The organism is Algoriphagus sp. NBT04N3 (assembly GCF_019443765.1).
In the GTDB taxonomy this organism is placed as follows: Bacteria; Bacteroidota; Bacteroidia; order Cytophagales; family Cyclobacteriaceae; genus Algoriphagus; species Algoriphagus ornithinivorans.
In genome coordinates, this window is the sequence record NZ_CP048415.1 from 3,659,318 (window position 1) to 3,675,674 (window position 16,357).

Genomic DNA, 16,357 nt, shown 5'->3' on the forward strand with positions numbered 1-16,357 from the left:
AACATATAATAAACATTCGTGTAAACATAGATTTCCTTTCCTACAATCTGGCAAAGCTAAAATGAGGTTTGATGAGTCAATTTATTGCGCCTAGTATTGATTTCATTTTATTAGAATTTGCAAATAGAATACCTATAATTCAACCCTTTCAGGGTTGCCAAAACTAAATTATTTGTCGTATTCATTCCCTTGGTTTCACCTAGGGCTATTGAGGGGTTCGACGGCTACACCGTCATTTTACAATCACAAAAAACGTTGAAAAATCTTGACTATAAAGTGGTGAAACTTTTATTAAATGTGCGTCGAGCGTAGCCATGGGCAAAACCCATAGATTAGATGATAAAAAACCCCTACCAACCGACCTAAGGGGATTCAACAGTAATAAGTCATTATGCTCAATCTCTTCTTGATGGACCCAACTATTATATCTAGCTCTAGGTTTCACCTAGGACTATTGAAGGGTTGGACGGCTACACCGTCTTTTTACAATCACAAAAAATGTCGAAAAATCTTGACTATAAAGTGGTGAAACTTTTATTAAATGTGCGTCGAACCTAGCCATGGGCATAACCCATAGATTAGATGATAAAAAAACCCTACCAACCGACCTAAAGCGATTTAACAGTAGTAAGTCATCATGTTCAATCTCTTCTCGATAGACCCCACTATTATATTTAGTGTTCCATGTTTTTAACCACACCTGAATTGAAAAGGCTTTGAAAAGCTTTATATGAAAAAAGCTCCCGGTTAAGGAGCTTTTCTATTTTAAACAAAGAATTTCAGTTTGATAACTTCCTTTTCGGATAAGAAACGATAATGTCCCCGTTTTAAGTCTTTTTTATCTAATCCGGCAAACATTACTCTGTCCAAGGCAGTCACTTCGTAGCCAAGGTGAGCGAATATTCTTCTTACAATCCTGTTTCGTCCTATGTGAATTTCAAGACCTAGAATTTTACGATCCTTAGAAAGCACTTGCATGTCATCTACATTAGCCGGTCCGTCTTCCAATGTCAAGCCTTCTAATACAGCTTCCTCATCCTTTTTGGTCAAAGGTTTATCTAAGGTTACCTGATAGATTTTTTTGATCTCATTGGAAGGGTGAGAAAGCTTGGCAGCCAATTCCCCATCATTGGTAAATAATAGCAGTCCAGTAGTATTTCTATCCAATCTACCTACCGGAAATATTCTTTCTTCACAGGCGTTCTCTACCAACTTCATCACTGTTTTACGCTCCATCGGATCCTCGGTCGTAGTGATAAAGTCCTTTGGCTTATTCAATAGAACATACACCGGCTTTTCAGGATTAATTCTTCTTCCTTGATATACTACTCGGTCTGCTTTCTTTACTTTATACCCTAGCTCAGTAATGACCTCATTATTCACTGTGACTAATCCCTGAGCGATCAATTCGTCGGCCTCTCTCCTACTGCAAATTCCGGAATTGGCAATGTATTTATTCAGTCGAATTAAATCAGATCCTTCTGACCCCTTAGATTTTTTCGCAGGCAATGCATCGAAATTATAATCTGGACGGTTTTGATCCATTTCAAAACGACTGGGACGATTTTTCCCAAAACCCTTTTTCCCTGCAGGCTTAGGGCTTCTGCCTACTTCCTTTTCTCCATAAATAGGCTTTTGATCCTTCCCTCTTCCTAAATAAGCTCTTGGTTTATCTCCTTCAGGCTTTGTTTGGAAATCTTTCTTGAATGATTTTTTGAAAGGCTCTCTTTTGAAGTCGCCTGATTCGGAACCTGATTCAGGCTTAGCTCCAAAAAAGCGTTTTTTCTCCATTCCTTGACTGGAATTGGAGAATTTACCCTCATCTTTTCTAAAATTTGGTCTCTTCCCGGGCTTGTCTTCTTTATCCCATTTAGCTGAAGTGTCAGATTTTTTCCAATCTTTTTTTGGCCCAAAACTCTTTTTATCGAAGTCTTTTGAACCAAACTTAGACTTAGGAGCCGGCTTGCCTTTTTGGAATTTTTTGGAATCTGAGGATTCAGATTTTTTAGAGTCAAAAAATGGTTTTCTTGAATTATCTTTTTTCATAAGTATGCAACATCACTGCTGTATTAATTTTTAACTGATCATCCGCAAATCCTTCCAATTGACATATTTTCTTTGTTCATCGAGCTAGAAGACAGAAGACTGAAGACCGAAGTTTTCGGATTCTGATCCATAAGGCTAAAACTGAACAATTTTTCCCATTCAGCGGAAAAAAAAGCGGATATACATAAACTTTAAATAAACAATTGGATTTCAATTGTTTAATTGGGCTGCAAAGATACAGCCATTCCAAGGATATTTACTAGTTAAGTAAGAGATTTACTTGTTTTTATAATGGTATTCTGTTGCTTTTCTTACTGAACCTTGAGAAAGGAGCAATTCTCTTGCTTTTTCCTCGTCCAAGCCCGTAGCCTCCATGATCATCAAGGTTCCTCGGTTAATTAGCTTGGCATTGGAAAGCTGCATATCCACCATTTTATTCCCTTTTACTCTTCCCAATTTGATCATCACCGTAGTAGAAATCATATTCAACACTAATTTTTGGGCAGTACCGGCCTTCATTCTAGTGCTTCCTGTGACAAACTCGGGACCTACGACTACTTCTATTGCAAAGTCCACTTCCTGACTTAAGGGAGAATTTGGATTACAGGTAATACAGGCTGTTAGAAGTTCATTTTCTTTGGCTGTTTTCACACCTCCAATTACATAAGGAGTCGTGCCAGAAGCGGCTATACCAATGATCGTATCATCTGGGTTGAATCCATATTCCTGAATATCCTTCCAGGCTTGATTTGCATCATCCTCGGCATTTTCTACGGCTTTGCGTATAGCGGCATCCCCTCCAGCTATCAATCCAATGACCCAATCATGAGGCACTCCATAGGTCGGAGGGCACTCTGAGGCATCCAAAATGCCTAAACGGCCAGAAGTACCGGCACCAATATAGATTAGTCTCCCTCCCCTTTCCATCCTCGGAACAATCTCTTCTACCAGGGATGTAATGACTGGAATAACCTCTTTGACAGCCTCAGGCACTCTATGATCTTCCCGGTTAATATTTTCCAATAATTCCGGAATAGACATTTGCTCCAGATTATCATAGTAAGAGGTACTTTCTGTCACTTTCATTTTTGATAGATTTTTTTGGGTCGCTATATCTTTTTTGAATGCTCCAAACCAAATGTATGAGGACTCTTTTCCACAGAATAGATTTATAATTTATTCTGATGATACAGAGTCAATCCTGCTATAGGGCTTTCTATAATCAAATTTACTTGTAAGCCTTGATCCCTCGCTGCTTTTCTCAAAATATCTGAGTTATAGAAGGCAATGGATCCGACAAAATTAACTTGCTTAGACTTGCAGTCTTTATACTTAAAGATATGCTTTTCGAAGAATTCAATAAAAGAATCATAGAATAAGCGATAGCAGTAAGGGTTGGATGCATGTTCTGTAATAAATCTACAAAAACTAGCCATGTACCTATTTGGAAAGGGTTGCCTATAAACATGATCCTGGATGATTGCCTGGGTTAAATGAAATCTATCCTTCAATTCCTGAAAGATTTCAGAGGGCATTTCTTGGTTGATAAAATCCCGGAGTAGCTTTCTCCCAATATATCCTCCACCTCCTTCGTCCCCCAGAATATATCCCGGAGCGGGTCTTGAATCCACAATTTTAGCTCCGTCATAATCGCAGCTATTTGAACCTGTGCCTAAAATACAAGCTATCCCGGCCTGATGTCCACAGGTAGCATGAGCAGCAGCAGCTAAATCATGATCAATTTCTACAGCAGAATCAGGGAAAATGGATTTTAAAGCTTGTTCAACTTCAGCTTTTCTTTCAGGAGCGGAACAGCCTGCACCGTAGTAATAAATCTGCTCAATTTCATCAGATAGATTTTGAAGAAACTCATCCCGCATTTGAATAGCCATTTCTTCGGCCGTCTGATAATAGGGGTTGAAGCCAACACCTCTATGCTGGGAAATCTTTCCATCCTGATGAATTACTCTCCAGTCTGTCTTACTGGAACCGCTATCTGCTATTAATATCATTTCAAATCAATCGCCCTATGGGCTGAAATTTTTCAAAAACTTTTTCTGTATGGGGAGCATCTTTCAATTCCTCCGTCAGATCCTGTCCAGCCCAATGCTCATAGTGAGTGCCCGTCTTCCAAAGTCTGGATGCACTTACATCGTATATCAAACCCTTGTAAGAGACCCATACTTCCGGCTTGTCTTGCCCATTCCTCAAGGCCAATTGTTGCCTCGTGTAATCCTTCATTACAATAACTTGATCTGAGCATTGATCCAACGCTCCGGAATTTCTCCTTTTTGTGCAACTTGATAATCAGAATAACTACAAGGAACTGTACTTACCCTATCAAACTTTTCCGTTTCATTATGAGGAATCTCCATCCACCACTTTCCGCTTCTTTTACTTTTATAGAAGACCAGAGTATTAGGCTTTGTATCTAGAGAAACCGTGTATTTGGTATAATCGCTACTCTTGAAGGAAAGGCTGTCTTTTCTGGAATAAAAACCTTCGATGAAATACCAGATCATGACAGCGCTAACTTTAGCTGTCTTGTTGGAGGCATCATCAAAATAAGGTTCGTAACCATAAATTCCAATGGAACTCAATTTCTCATTCATTCCGGCAAACCAGCAGATTTGACAGGCTTCTTCGGCTGTCAATCCAAATGGCTGCGGATCCACAGCTCCTGGAGCATCAGAGGATTGAATCGCACATAGATCAAAACTCAAAAAGTCAGCATTTCTAATCAATGGCTCTATTTCTTTAAATTCTTTCCTAACCATTCCCAGTCTCATGTGATCAAAATAGAGTTTCTCTACCACATTGATCAAAGAAGGATCTACCAAAAAGCTTTGATAGGCCAAATGAGAATAAGAAAAGAGGAAATTCGGCTGATGTAAAATAATTTCCTGTGTGTGTTGGTCTGAAAGCGGCCCCTCTTCTTCCATGTCCAATTTGGCATCGACAGTCAAAAGGCTGACCAGCTTTTTCATTTTTTGATAGGATAGATATTGGCCATAATCCAAATCATGAGTGCCCCCAAAATAAATCGGAAGGATTTGTTGCTTCATCAAGAACTCCCCTACCTTTTGCATTTTTTGGTAAGTTTCCTCCAAGGTTTCTCCTGGGATTAAATCTCCCAAATCGGCTACTCTGTAAGGGCCAACTCCGCGTTTTAATTCATACAGTTTTTCACGGATTTCAAGGGATCCTCGCTCTACACTTTCGGACTTTTGAATTCCTCTGGCTTCTTTTAGTCCTACCAAAGCAATTTGAATACCCTTCAGATCAGGGAATTCTTCTCCATACCAGTGGATTTGTCGGAAAAATGAATTTTCCGGGTATTTTTTTTGCCAAAGAAAGTCCGCAACGGGATCGAAAAAAGATTGAATATTCATAAGGGTGTGATGTTGGGTAAAAATAATCAAAAATGTGACCACAAATAAAAAATCCCGCCGAAGCGGGATTTTAAGTTTTGATTATCCTCCGAAATCATCGAATCGGATATTTTCTTGAGGAATTCCTAAATCGTCTAGCATTTTAAGAACCGCTGCGTTCATCAAAGGAGGTCCGCAAAGATAGAATTCTACCTCATCTGGCTCAGGATGATCCTTCAAGTAGTTGTCATACAACACTTGGTGGATGAAACCTACATAGCCATCACCTTCTTTATCGTCCAAAGACTTCTTGATTTTCCAATTGTCTTCGGGAAGTGGCTCGGAAAGTCCAATGTGGAAATTGAAATTAGGGAATTCTTTCTCGATATCTCTAAAATGAGGAACATAGAACAATTCCTTCTTAGATCTACCACCGTACCAGTAAGATACTTTTCTATCAGTTTTCTCTGTATGGAAAAGGTGGAAGATATGAGATCTCAATGGAGCCATACCAGCACCACCACCAATGTAGATCATTTCTCTTTGGGTCGGGTTGATATGGAATTCACCATAAGGTCCGGAGATCATCACTTTATCCCCTGGCTTTCTTGAGAATACGTATGAGGAACAAACTCCTGGATTGACATCCATCCACTTGTTATTTGCTCTATCCCATGGTGGAGTAGCAATACGGATTGTCAACATGATAATATTACCTTCAGCAGGGTGGTTGGCCATGGAATAAGCTCTGAAAAGCTCCTCGTCATTTTTCATGACTAAGTCCCAAAGACCAAACTTATCCCAATCACTTTGATAAACATCATCTGGGTGACCCAATTCAGGATGCGGAGTGATATCCATATCCTTGAAGTTTACCGTGATAGCTGGAACGTCAATCTGGATATAACCTCCGGATTCAAAGTCCAAGTTTTCACCTTCTGGCAACTTAACTTTAAATTCTTTGATGAAAGTAGATACGTTGTAGTTAGACACAACTTCACACTCCCACTTCTTAATTCCGAAGATTTCTTCAGGTACGCGGATTTTCATATCCTGCTTTACCTTGACTTGGCAAGCCAATCTCACATTAGATTGCTGCTCTGCTCTGCTTAGGTGACCAACTTCAGTAGGAAGAACTTCTCCTCCACCTTCTTCCACGACACACTTACACATAGCGCAAGTACCCCCTCCACCACAGGCAGAAGGAAGGAAGATTTTTTGGTTACCAAGCGTAGACAGCAAACTCACCCCAGCTGAGGTAGTGATAGCATTGCTTTCATCTCCGTTGATGACAATTTTCACATCTCCTGAATTAACCAGTTTGGACTGGGCGAACAAGAGAATAAATACCAGTAGCAATATGATTAAGGTAAATGCTACAATGGATGTAATAATTACAGAACCCATGAAATTTTGGTTTTACTTTTCGTATGGATTGATACCCGTTTTCGGTGCACAAATATATCTATTAATCAATAAAACAGGCCAATTTGCTTTTCAAATTTGAGCCTAATCGAGCATAGATTTTTTTTAGATAACTGATTAATTGTTCAAGAGGTTTAACAAAGTGGTCAACCTGCTTTTCAACTGTCGTCTATCGATGATGAAATCAAGAAATCCGTGTTCCAAAACAAATTCAGAACTTTGAAAACCTTTTGGTAAATCTTTACCGATTGTCTCCCGAATTACTCTTGGACCGGCAAATCCGATCAATGCTTCAGGCTCAGCGATGTTAAAATCACCTAGCATAGCATACGAGGCAGTTACGCCTCCGGTTGTCGGATCTGTTAAAAGTGAAATGTATGGAATAGCTGCCTGATCCAACAGGGCCAATTTGGCAGAAGTTTTTGCCATCTGCATCAAAGAGAAACCAGCTTCCATCATTCTAGCACCACCTGACTTGGAAATCATTAAAAATGGCACTTTGTTTTTCAGGGAATGATCGATTGCTCTGGCGATTTTTTCTCCAACCACAGAGCCCATAGACCCCCCGATAAAATTGAAATCCATACAGGCCACTACCAAATCAAGCCCATTCATTTTGCCATAAGCAGTCCTTACGGCATCATTGAGTTCGGTTTTATCTATAGTAGCAGCAATTCTGGAAGTATAAGGTTTGGTATCTGAAAACTTCAAAGGGTCTCCAGACTTCATGTCCTTGTCTAATTCCGTGAATTTGTTGTTATCAAAAAGGATTTCAAAATATTCCTTGGATCCGATTTTTACGTGGAAATCATCATCAGGGCATACATAAGCGTTGTTTTTGAGCTCTCTAGTATGAATGATATTTCCATTGGGAGTTTTGAACCACAATCCATCCGGCGCATCTTTCTTCTCTGCTGTGGAGGTTTTGATCCCTTTATCAGTTCTTTTAAACCAAGCCATATTGAGTTTTTAAAATGATTTTTGACGAGTCAAAGGATACAAATTTAGTCCTTATATCTGTGAAATAAAACTCATCCTCATTTCTCTCCTTCACATGGGTATGAAAAACCTCTAATTTCATTCCTGTAGTATTCCTTTTAGAGGCCACAAATTTTGCTTTATTTTGAATAGGTCTTCAAGAAATATTTTCTTTTAGATTTAGGTAAACCCAAAATATTCCCCATGAATCTTGCTCTCCTGCTTGTCCTTTCAGCCATCATTCTGATTCTTGCATATAAATTTTACGGAAGCTATGTGTACAAGAAATTTGGACTTTCCGATGAGAATAAAGCGCCTTCTCATACGCTCAGAGATGGTGTAGATTATGAGCCAAGCAAGCCAATAGTGGTTTTGGGGCATCATTTTGCTTCGATTGCAGGGGCTGGGCCTATCGTAGGCCCCATCATCGCAGTTACTTTTGGATGGGTTCCGGCAGTTCTATGGATTTTGATTGGGGGAATATTTTTTGGTGCAGTTCATGATTTGGGGAGTATGGCAGCTTCCTTGCGAACTGAAGGTAAGTCCATAGGTGTGATCATCAGAAAACAAATAGGCCTCCAAGGAAAGCAACTTTTTGTCATTTTCAGCTTCTCTACCTTAATTCTAGTTATTGGTGTTTTTGCAGATATTATTGCCAAAACTTTCGTCAGTAATCCCGGTGTAGCATCCGCCTCTATCTTTTTCATTTTTTTAGCCATTGCATTCGGAATGGTCAACAGAGCGGTAGGAGATAAAAAAATCACCTTTGTAATTATAAGTGTGGTAGGAGTTATATTAATGTACTTTTTTGTGTACCTCGGCATGCAAGTTCCATTTGTATTGGATTATAAAATCTGGATTTTAGCCTTGCTGGCTTATGCATTTATTGCTTCTGTCACACCCGTTAGTCTACTGCTTCAGCCAAGAGATTACCTCAACAGCTTTTTACTCTATGGGATGATGATCGCAGCCATCTTGGGTGTTTTCATTGCCAATCCTGAAATTAAAATGAGTTCGGAGGTGACAGTTTCCACGGAAAATCTTGGCTATATATTTCCTGTTTTATTCGTGACTATCGCCTGTGGAGCAATTTCGGGCTTTCACTCTTTAGTAGCCTCAGGTACTACTTCCAAACAATTGGACAAAGAATCTGATGCCAAGGTCGTAGGATTTGGAGGGATGCTAATAGAGTCCTTTTTGGCCATTATATCAGTTGGTGCAGTAGTGGTATTGACCAAAACAGAGTACTTGGAAAGACTGGCAGGAGAAGGGCCTGTTTCACTCTTCTCAACTGGTTTAGGTGGAATGATTGCCAGTTTAGGAATTTCTGAATCTTTTGCTGTAGGTTTTGTGGCCCTGACCGTATCCGCATTTGCCCTGACTACGCTCGACACTTGTACCCGTTTGGCTAGGTTTACCTTGCAAGAGTATTTTGAAGACCTTCCTCAGCCCAGTGCCAAATACATCTCCAATAATCGATTTATTAGCACAGGTTTAGTCGTAGTTTTTTCTGTTCTTCTGTTACTTTCGGGAGAGTTTACCACCCTTTGGCCAATATTTGGGTCAGCTAACCAACTGTTAGCAGCCTTAGCACTCTTAACGATTGCAGTGTGGATGATTCGAAAAAAGAAAAATGCACTCTTCGTTACGCTTCCCATGTTTTTCATGTTTACAGTAACATTGGCTTCTTTGGGTTTATTTGCATGGAAAAACTTTCAGGAAGAAGTCTATGTCTTATCCATCATCGCTGCTTTACTTTTTGTTTTGGCCATTTCGCTGTTGGTATTGGCAACCAAGAGTATCAAAAAAGAAATCAAAGAGCCTTCTAAAGCCCTTTGATTTCTACTTAATTTATAAAGTATTAAAAATCTGAGGCACCTTTTTAGGTATTCTCCAGGCTAGGGAAAAATTGATCACATAATCTGCAAAGGCAGCATCTCCATGTCTTTTGTTTTCAGGAGTAGAATCAGCTATATCAGTAAGACTTCTAGTTCTATTTCTTACCAAAGCTAAAGGCACAGTCAATGTCCCAGTTAGATTTTTGAGCATATAGCTTGCTCCCGGTTCTACCGAAATGACATAGCCAGGTCTACGAAAGCCATCACTTTCTCCCAATAAATCGCTAACCGGAATGCCCTCTATTCTACCACCAAGCAAGAAGCCTAAACCATGAATTTGTTTCATAGAATAAAAAGCCCCTCCCCGAAGCGCATATTGATCAGGAACGCTCATAATGAATTCACTTTCTCTGCTTCTAAAGGTCTTTGTACCATTGGTGTTTTTTGGGTTAAAGAGATAGAAACCACTGTAGTACGCGAAAAGGGAGGAGTTTATACTCCAGATACCCTGAAAATCCACATTGAATCCGAACCCACCATCTCCTAACTGTATAGATTGATCAACAGGCCGAATTTCAGGTTGACCTCCTACACCTACATTGTAGAATGTATCCTCTGCCCGGAAATTTCCACTGGGAATTTTGATCCCTAAACCGACAGCCATATTTCCTTTTCTTTTTTCTGACTCGGGAAACAACCAGTAGCCAGCACCAATTCTAATATCACCCAAACCCGAACTGTATGTAGTGTGACGTTCAGTTCTTCCATGTTCATATAGAGAGGAGCGTTCATTATATGCAAAAGGGATAGAAGCCAGCGCATAAATTCTTGAAGTAAAGGAATAACTGACAGTAAGGTCCATCCCATGAGACCAATTGATCACCTGCGTTCCATTCTCTATCCTTTCAGGCTCCTCATGAGTTCCCCGGAAATGACGAAACGATTTAAAATATCGGTAATTAGCACTGATGTTCCAATCTCCTTGATTTTGAAAATTACCTTGTCCCACAGCATTGCCAACTCCAGAAAATTGGCGAATGGCTACGCATCCTTGAGCATAGCCAAATTCCGGGAATAGAAACAAATAAGCTCCAATTATCCCGGATAGAAATAATTTTTTCATGATAAATAACGTAATAGGTTGAAAAGGCAACAGGATACTGAAGCCTTAAAAAGAAGTAGATAGAGCTAAATGCCCCGAAGATGAAGTTCAACCTAAAAACTGGGGAGGTGGGGAATCAAGTGTATAAAATGGATTTTGATAAGGTGAAAAAATAAACCCTAGTGTTGTAACAGAAGCCTTTGAATTGACCCCTTGAAATTCATGCGAAACTGTTTGAATATAGTCTTTTACAAAACTTTTGAATGATTTTGAATTAGACTGTTCTGAATCAAAATCGCCGTCTGTAACTGCAGAAATCCATTTTTGAACAGTGGATTCTAGTGATTTTCTAGCAGTATCTGGCACATAAATAATTTCCAAGGAATCATTTTGGTACCGCTGCTTAATAGCTCTATAAAATTTCCCGTCTTTTTCGAAGCGCGTATTTGTATTTTGAAAGTGCTCTTGATTGGACATGTAAGGTGCCGAAAGTGGAATGACCATCATTCGCTCTTCCAATCCTTCTATCTGATCTGTATAAATTTTTTCTATCCACTTGGATTCTAAATGGTATTGATGAGAATAATAAAATAGATAGTAGCCAAAATGATAACTGGCAAAGCAAACCAAAAGCAATATGGATACTACTGATCTCAAATGGATAAATTTTCAGAAATTACTTATAAAATTCTGACATTATCAAAGGATGTATATATAATATTCTGAAAATCCTTAATTACACCATTTACTATATTTTTTTGAATGACTGGACACTTCTACTTCGCTCAGAGCAGTCTATTGAAGACAGAAGACCCAGCCACGGTTGGCAGGCGAAGCTCCAGGATTCTAATCCTCTGAGCTGACAATAAGCGGTATTTCCCTTTAACGTTAGAAAAGCCTTTTATGCACGAAAAAGAAATAGCAAAAGAGATAAGATCAAAAAAGGTATTCCGTAGATCTTTAAAACCTTCAGCCTATTGAACCTATCTAAAAACCACAAAACGATAACTGGCCTAATCAAACCCAAAATCAATCCCAGTAGGGCTAATGCCCAAAGCATAAAAATCAAAAAGAGTATAGCTTCTAACATCCTTCGAAAATAAAAGGGGCTGTCCCAAAAATCGCTCAAATGTCAGCCTGAGTCTTAAATATTCTTCGAACATACAAAAAAAGTAATGACGGTGTTAAATTAGCTTTATCCTAAACAGTTTGGCCGTCTTCGTGATAGTGCATTTGCCTGCGCCTGAGTATGGCTCCGTTGAACTGAGTATAAAAGAATGGTACAGTGATTATCACTTGTCCGATTGGTAGCCTGTCAATACAGGTGTTCAGTGGGTTTAGGGTAATAAAGTTACCTTTTATGGAAAAGATTAATCTTCATTCAGCAGGGATCGATATAGGCTCAAGGAGCATTTATATGGGTATCGAAGGAAAAGAAGTGGTCAGTTTTGGTACATTCACTTCTGAGTTTAGGCAAGCTGCATCTTACCTACTTGAACATGGTATTCGTACCGTGGCTATGGAAGCAACCGGTAACTATTGGGTCATTCTGTATGATATTCTGGAAGAGGCAGGAATTGATGTCTGGCTGGTAGACGGACGTCAAACAAAACAGGTTCCTGGTCGAAAAACAGACGTAAAAGACTGCCAATGGATCAACCAACTGCATTCTTATGGTCTTTTGAACCGCTGTTTCGTCGCTGATGGTTTGATCAAGGAACTTAGGGGATATCAGCGTCTCAGGGAAGATCACATCAGGAGCATGTCTATGCATATCAATCATATGCAAAAGGCCTTGGTTGAAATGAATATCAGGCTTCCTGAGGTATTGAGTCAGGTACAGGGAGTAAGCGGCTTGGCTATAATTGAAGCTATTCTTTCCGGTGAGCGGGATCCAGACAAACTGGTTTCTCTCTGTCAGAAGGATTTGATCCGCAGGAAAGGAGAAGAACTATTAAAAGCACTGGAAGGGTATTATTCCCCGGTAGGGCTGTTTAGTTTGGAACAGGCTTACCAAGGCTTTAAGTTTTACAGACAACAGGTCGCCTCCTGTGACCAAAAGATTCAGGAATGCCTCCAACGTAACCAAACAGATCTTTCAGATATTCAACTGGATGATCCTAGGAAACCAATCCGGCACAACAAGCCCCAGGTAGAAGATTTGGGAAAGCATCTTTTAAAACTATTTGAGGGAAAAGATGCAACCAAACTGTCGGGTATCACCGATTACAGCTGGTTCCAACTGTATACTGAAACGGGAGCAGACTTATCCCGATGGCCGACAGAAAAGCATTTTACCAGCTGGCTTGGACTTTCCCCAGGACAGAATCATTCAGGAAAACAGAAACGTTCAAAATCCAAAGGTGTCCCTAAAACAGGCCAAATATTCAGAATGACTGCCCGAAGTTTACTTCAAAGCAAAAAGATTGCATTAGGAGAATTCGGGAGAAGGCTCCGAGCAAGAAAAGGTACCGCCGTTGCAATAAAGGCGGTAGCAAGAAAGCTGGCCGAACAATATTGGCGCTTAATGGTAAAGGGTCAAGAATTCGTAGAATACGGAATCCAACATTATCATGAAAAGCTGCAAGCCCAAAAGAAGAAATATATTCTAAGGCTTGCAGCTGAAATGAAAATGGATTTCAATGAAGGCTAAGAAAATTCTGAATTTTAAGAAAAAACAAAATAAAACATATCTCGTCATTGGTAGTGGAGTCGAAGGCCATTTTTTTCGATATGGCTCATATTTCGACTTCCCTCAATGTGACAAAATCACTTTTGAGACAGCCCCTTACCTTATAAGTAATTACTTATTTTTTTCTTTTGATTTCTCTCATCTCATAACCTTCGATGGTATCATCCACTTCGATATTATTGAAGTTTTTAATGGAAATACCGCATTCATAACCGGCTTTCACCTCAGCTACATCGTCCTTGAATCGCTTCAACTGATCGATTTCACCTTCATGAATTACAATACCGTCGCGGATCACGCGGATCTTATTTTTTCTAGTGATGTATCCGTCCGTTACATAAGAACCTGCAACTGTTCCAACTTTAGAGATTTTGAAGACTTCTCTCACTTGGATATTACCGGTGATCACTTCTTCAAACTCAGGCTCAAGCATACCTTCGATCGCATCCTTGATCTGGTTGATCGCATCGTAGATGATGGAGTAATGACGGATTTCGATTTCCTCCTGCTCTGCTAATTTTTTAGCATTGGAAGAAGGTCTTACTTGGAAACCGATAATAATCGCATCTGAAGCAGAAGCCAATAAGACATCGGATTCAGAAATTTGTCCTACACCTTTATGTATGATGGAAACTTTAACCTCCTCTTTGGATAGTTTCAGCAAGGAATCCGAAAGTGCTTCTACCGAACCATCCACGTCACCTTTGATGATGATATTCAATTCTTTGAAAGAACCGATTGCCAAACGACGACCAATTTCATCCAAAGTAATGTGCTTTTTGGTTCGTAAGCTTTGCTCTCTTTGTATCTGTTCTCTTGAGTTGGCAATTTCACGGGCTTCTCTCTCAGAATCGTATACTTTCACTGTATCACCAGCTTGAGGAGCCCCGCTTAGACCCAACACCTGTACAGGAGTTGATGGTCCAGCTTCTTTCATCTTCTTACCCTTGTGGTCAAACATGGCCTTCACACGACCATAATGTTGACCAGCAAGCATAACGTCTCCAACCTTAAGAGTACCAGCCTGAATCATCATGGTAGCTACATAACCTCGACCTTTATCTAAGGATGCTTCGATTACTGTACCAACAGCATTTTTATCAGGGTTGGCTTTCAGTTCAAGAATTTCAGCCTCTAATAGAACTTTCTCAAGGAGTTCGTCAACACCTTGACCTGTTTTGGCAGAGATGTCTTGGGATTGGTATTTACCACCCCATTCTTCTACCAATAGATTCATATTGGCAAGTTCTTCCTTGATTTTATTTGGATTTGCATTAGGCTTATCCACTTTGTTGATTGCAAAAATCATCGGAACACCAGCCACCTGTGCGTGGTTGATAGCTTCTTTGGTCTGAGGCATGATGCTATCATCAGCTGCGATTACAATAATGGCAACGTCAGTAATTTTAGCACCTCTAGCTCTCATCGCAGTAAATGCTTCGTGACCCGGGGTATCCAAGAAGGCAATTTTATGCCCTGTTTTGGTCATTACATCGTATGCACCAATGTGCTGTGTAATTCCTCCCGCCTCATCGGCAGTTACTTTTGACATTCGGATATAATCCAACAAGGATGTTTTACCGTGGTCAACGTGACCCATGATAGTGACGATCGGAGCTCTTTCCTCCAAATCCTCCTCAGAATCTTCCTCCTCTACTTCGATTTCATCTTCAATAGACTTGGTAAATTCTACATCGTACCCGAACTCATCGGCAATAATAGTAATCGCCTCAGCATCCAATCGCTGGTTAATTGAAACGAACATCCCCAAAGACATACAAGCAGAAATAATCTGGTTCACAGATAAATCCATCAATGCAGCCAGGTCATTAGCTGAAATAAATTCAGTAACCTTTAGGATTTTGGTTTCTTCGTTATCTACATCAACCTCACGTTCACGCTCGGCTTTTTTATCTCTTCGGCTCTTCTTACCTCCGGATTTATTTCCCTGAAGTCTAGCAAGAGTCTGTTTGATTTGATCTTGGATTTCCTTTTGGGTAGGTTCAGCTTTTTGGGTTCTACCCTGCTGTCCTCCTTTTTGTCCTCCCTTTTGACCTTGGTTTCTATTTCCTTGGTTATTCCCCTGATTTCTATTTCCGCCACTCTTATCGATGCGTTTTCTTGGACGCTTCTTATCTCTGGCTCTTTCATCAGAAGAGGCTACAGGACCTCCTTTTTTCTTAGATTTCTCAACCGGCAATTCAATTTTGCCTAAAACAGTCAATCCTTTCAAGGAGTCTGCCTTTGCGGAAATCACTTCGCTAGGAGCTGGCTTTTGTACCTCTTTTTGCTCTTTTCTCTCAACTTTAGGCTGGGGAGGAGTTTCTTTCGGCTTTTGTTGATGTTGCGGTTTTTGAGCTGGTTTTGCTTCTGTCTTCGGCGCTTGAGGCTCTTTTCTGACCTCAGGTTTTGGTGATGCTTTTACTTCAGGAGCCTTCGCAGGTGCCTCAGGTTTAGGAGCCGGATTCGGCTTCTTATTCAAATCAATTTTTCCTAGAACTTTGATACCCTCGAGCTTTGGAGCTTCAGGAGCAACTTTTTCAGGTTCTGGACTTGGAGCCGGAGCAGGTTTTGGCTCTTCTTTCTTCGCCTCAGGTGCAGGCGCAGGTTTTGGCGCAGGTTCCGGAGTTGGTTCCGGAGCTGGCTCTGGCTTGGTTTCAGTCTCAAGGGAGACTGTTTCATGCCTCTTCCCTATCGAGAGGTGGGAAGCCTCTTCCTTTTCAAGTGCTGAGGACTTGAATTCCTTGGTCAACATATCTACCTGCTCCATGTTGATTTTAGAATTCGGATTGTCCTGCACATCAAAGCCTTTTTTGGCCAGTGTCTCGACGATGGTTGCCGTACCCACGTTGAGTTTTCTGGCTATTTGGCCTAATCGCATCATTTTTTCTTCTGACATAAGCAA

Annotated in this window: 12 protein-coding genes; 2 read left to right on the forward strand and 10 right to left on the reverse strand. The window is 40.3% G+C overall.

What is annotated here, in order from left to right:
- Window positions 1-765: 765 nt before the first annotated feature.
- From GYM62_RS16035 to accD, 7 genes are all read right to left on the reverse strand, one after another.
- On the reverse strand, window positions 766-2,046 hold the full coding sequence (locus GYM62_RS16035; RefSeq protein ID WP_219957145.1) for a pseudouridine synthase: 1,281 nt from the start codon (window positions 2,044-2,046) through the stop codon (window positions 766-768).
- 276 nt (window positions 2,047-2,322) lie between these two features.
- Window positions 2,323-3,159, reverse strand: a complete 837-nt coding sequence (gene murQ / locus GYM62_RS16040; protein ID WP_255590698.1) for an N-acetylmuramic acid 6-phosphate etherase — start codon at window positions 3,157-3,159, stop codon at window positions 2,323-2,325.
- Between the two features lie 56 nt (window positions 3,160-3,215).
- Entirely contained in the window at window positions 3,216-4,058 is an 843-nt protein-coding gene (locus GYM62_RS16045; RefSeq protein ID WP_219957147.1) for an N-acetylglucosamine kinase, read from the reverse strand.
- Between the two features lies 1 nt (window position 4,059).
- Complete coding sequence (locus GYM62_RS16050) at window positions 4,060-4,287, reverse strand: cytochrome b5 domain-containing protein (protein ID WP_219957148.1); 228 nt, start codon at window positions 4,285-4,287, stop codon at window positions 4,060-4,062.
- Window positions 4,287-5,438, reverse strand: a complete 1,152-nt coding sequence (locus GYM62_RS16055) for a formimidoylglutamase (RefSeq protein ID WP_091652106.1) — start codon at window positions 5,436-5,438, stop codon at window positions 4,287-4,289. The genes GYM62_RS16050 and GYM62_RS16055 overlap by 1 nt, the downstream gene beginning before the upstream one ends.
- 81 nt (window positions 5,439-5,519) lie before the next feature.
- Window positions 5,520-6,824, reverse strand: coding sequence for an NADH:ubiquinone reductase (Na(+)-transporting) subunit F (nqrF, locus tag GYM62_RS16060; RefSeq protein ID WP_091652104.1), 1,305 nt, complete (start codon window positions 6,822-6,824; stop codon window positions 5,520-5,522).
- Between the two features lie 135 nt (window positions 6,825-6,959).
- On the reverse strand, window positions 6,960-7,802 hold the full coding sequence (accD, locus tag GYM62_RS16065) for an acetyl-CoA carboxylase, carboxyltransferase subunit beta (RefSeq protein WP_091652101.1): 843 nt from the start codon (window positions 7,800-7,802) through the stop codon (window positions 6,960-6,962).
- Between the two features lie 222 nt (window positions 7,803-8,024).
- On the opposite strand from accD, the gene GYM62_RS16070 reads away from it, so the two are divergent.
- Window positions 8,025-9,659, forward strand: coding sequence for a carbon starvation protein A (locus GYM62_RS16070; RefSeq protein ID WP_219957149.1), 1,635 nt, complete (start codon window positions 8,025-8,027; stop codon window positions 9,657-9,659).
- A 12-nt stretch (window positions 9,660-9,671) separates the two neighbouring features.
- On the opposite strand, the gene GYM62_RS16075 is transcribed toward GYM62_RS16070, so the two are convergent.
- Entirely contained in the window at window positions 9,672-10,781 is a 1,110-nt protein-coding gene (locus GYM62_RS16075) for a hypothetical protein (protein WP_219957150.1), read from the reverse strand.
- Between the two features lie 87 nt (window positions 10,782-10,868).
- Window positions 10,869-11,417, reverse strand: a complete 549-nt coding sequence (locus GYM62_RS16080; RefSeq protein ID WP_219957151.1) for a hypothetical protein — start codon at window positions 11,415-11,417, stop codon at window positions 10,869-10,871.
- A gap of 703 nt (window positions 11,418-12,120) precedes the next feature.
- On the opposite strand from GYM62_RS16080, the gene GYM62_RS16085 reads away from it, so the two are divergent.
- The gene (locus GYM62_RS16085) at window positions 12,121-13,413 is read left to right on the forward strand and encodes an IS110 family transposase (RefSeq protein WP_219957152.1); all 1,293 of its coding nucleotides are present in this window, start codon (window positions 12,121-12,123) and stop codon (window positions 13,411-13,413) included.
- Between the two features lie 154 nt (window positions 13,414-13,567).
- On the opposite strand, the gene infB is transcribed toward GYM62_RS16085, so the two are convergent.
- Window positions 13,568-16,351, reverse strand: a complete 2,784-nt coding sequence (gene infB / locus GYM62_RS16090; protein WP_219957153.1) for a translation initiation factor IF-2 — start codon at window positions 16,349-16,351, stop codon at window positions 13,568-13,570.
- Window positions 16,352-16,357: the final 6 nt, after the last annotated feature.

Excerpts from the sequence above, each read along its gene's own strand:
- GYM62_RS16070 (WP_219957149.1), top strand. The coding sequence starts at position 8,025 with ATGAATCTTGCTCTCCTGCTTGTCCTTTCAGCCATCATTCTGATTCTT.
- GYM62_RS16085 (WP_219957152.1), top strand. The coding sequence starts at position 12,121 with ATGGAAAAGATTAATCTTCATTCAGCAGGGATCGATATAGGCTCAAGG.
- GYM62_RS16035 (WP_219957145.1), bottom strand. The coding sequence starts at position 2,046 with ATGAAAAAAGATAATTCAAGAAAACCATTTTTTGACTCTAAAAAATCT.
- GYM62_RS16075 (WP_219957150.1), bottom strand. The coding sequence starts at position 10,781 with ATGAAAAAATTATTTCTATCCGGGATAATTGGAGCTTATTTGTTTCTA.
- GYM62_RS16045 (WP_219957147.1), bottom strand. The coding sequence starts at position 4,058 with ATGATATTAATAGCAGATAGCGGTTCCAGTAAGACAGACTGGAGAGTA.
- infB (WP_219957153.1), bottom strand. The coding sequence starts at position 16,351 with ATGTCAGAAGAAAAAATGATGCGATTAGGCCAAATAGCCAGAAAACTC.
- accD (WP_091652101.1), bottom strand. The coding sequence starts at position 7,802 with ATGGCTTGGTTTAAAAGAACTGATAAAGGGATCAAAACCTCCACAGCA.
- nqrF (WP_091652104.1), bottom strand. The coding sequence starts at position 6,824 with ATGGGTTCTGTAATTATTACATCCATTGTAGCATTTACCTTAATCATA.
- GYM62_RS16055 (WP_091652106.1), bottom strand. The coding sequence starts at position 5,438 with ATGAATATTCAATCTTTTTTCGATCCCGTTGCGGACTTTCTTTGGCAA.
- GYM62_RS16050 (WP_219957148.1), bottom strand. The coding sequence starts at position 4,287 with ATGAAGGATTACACGAGGCAACAATTGGCCTTGAGGAATGGGCAAGAC.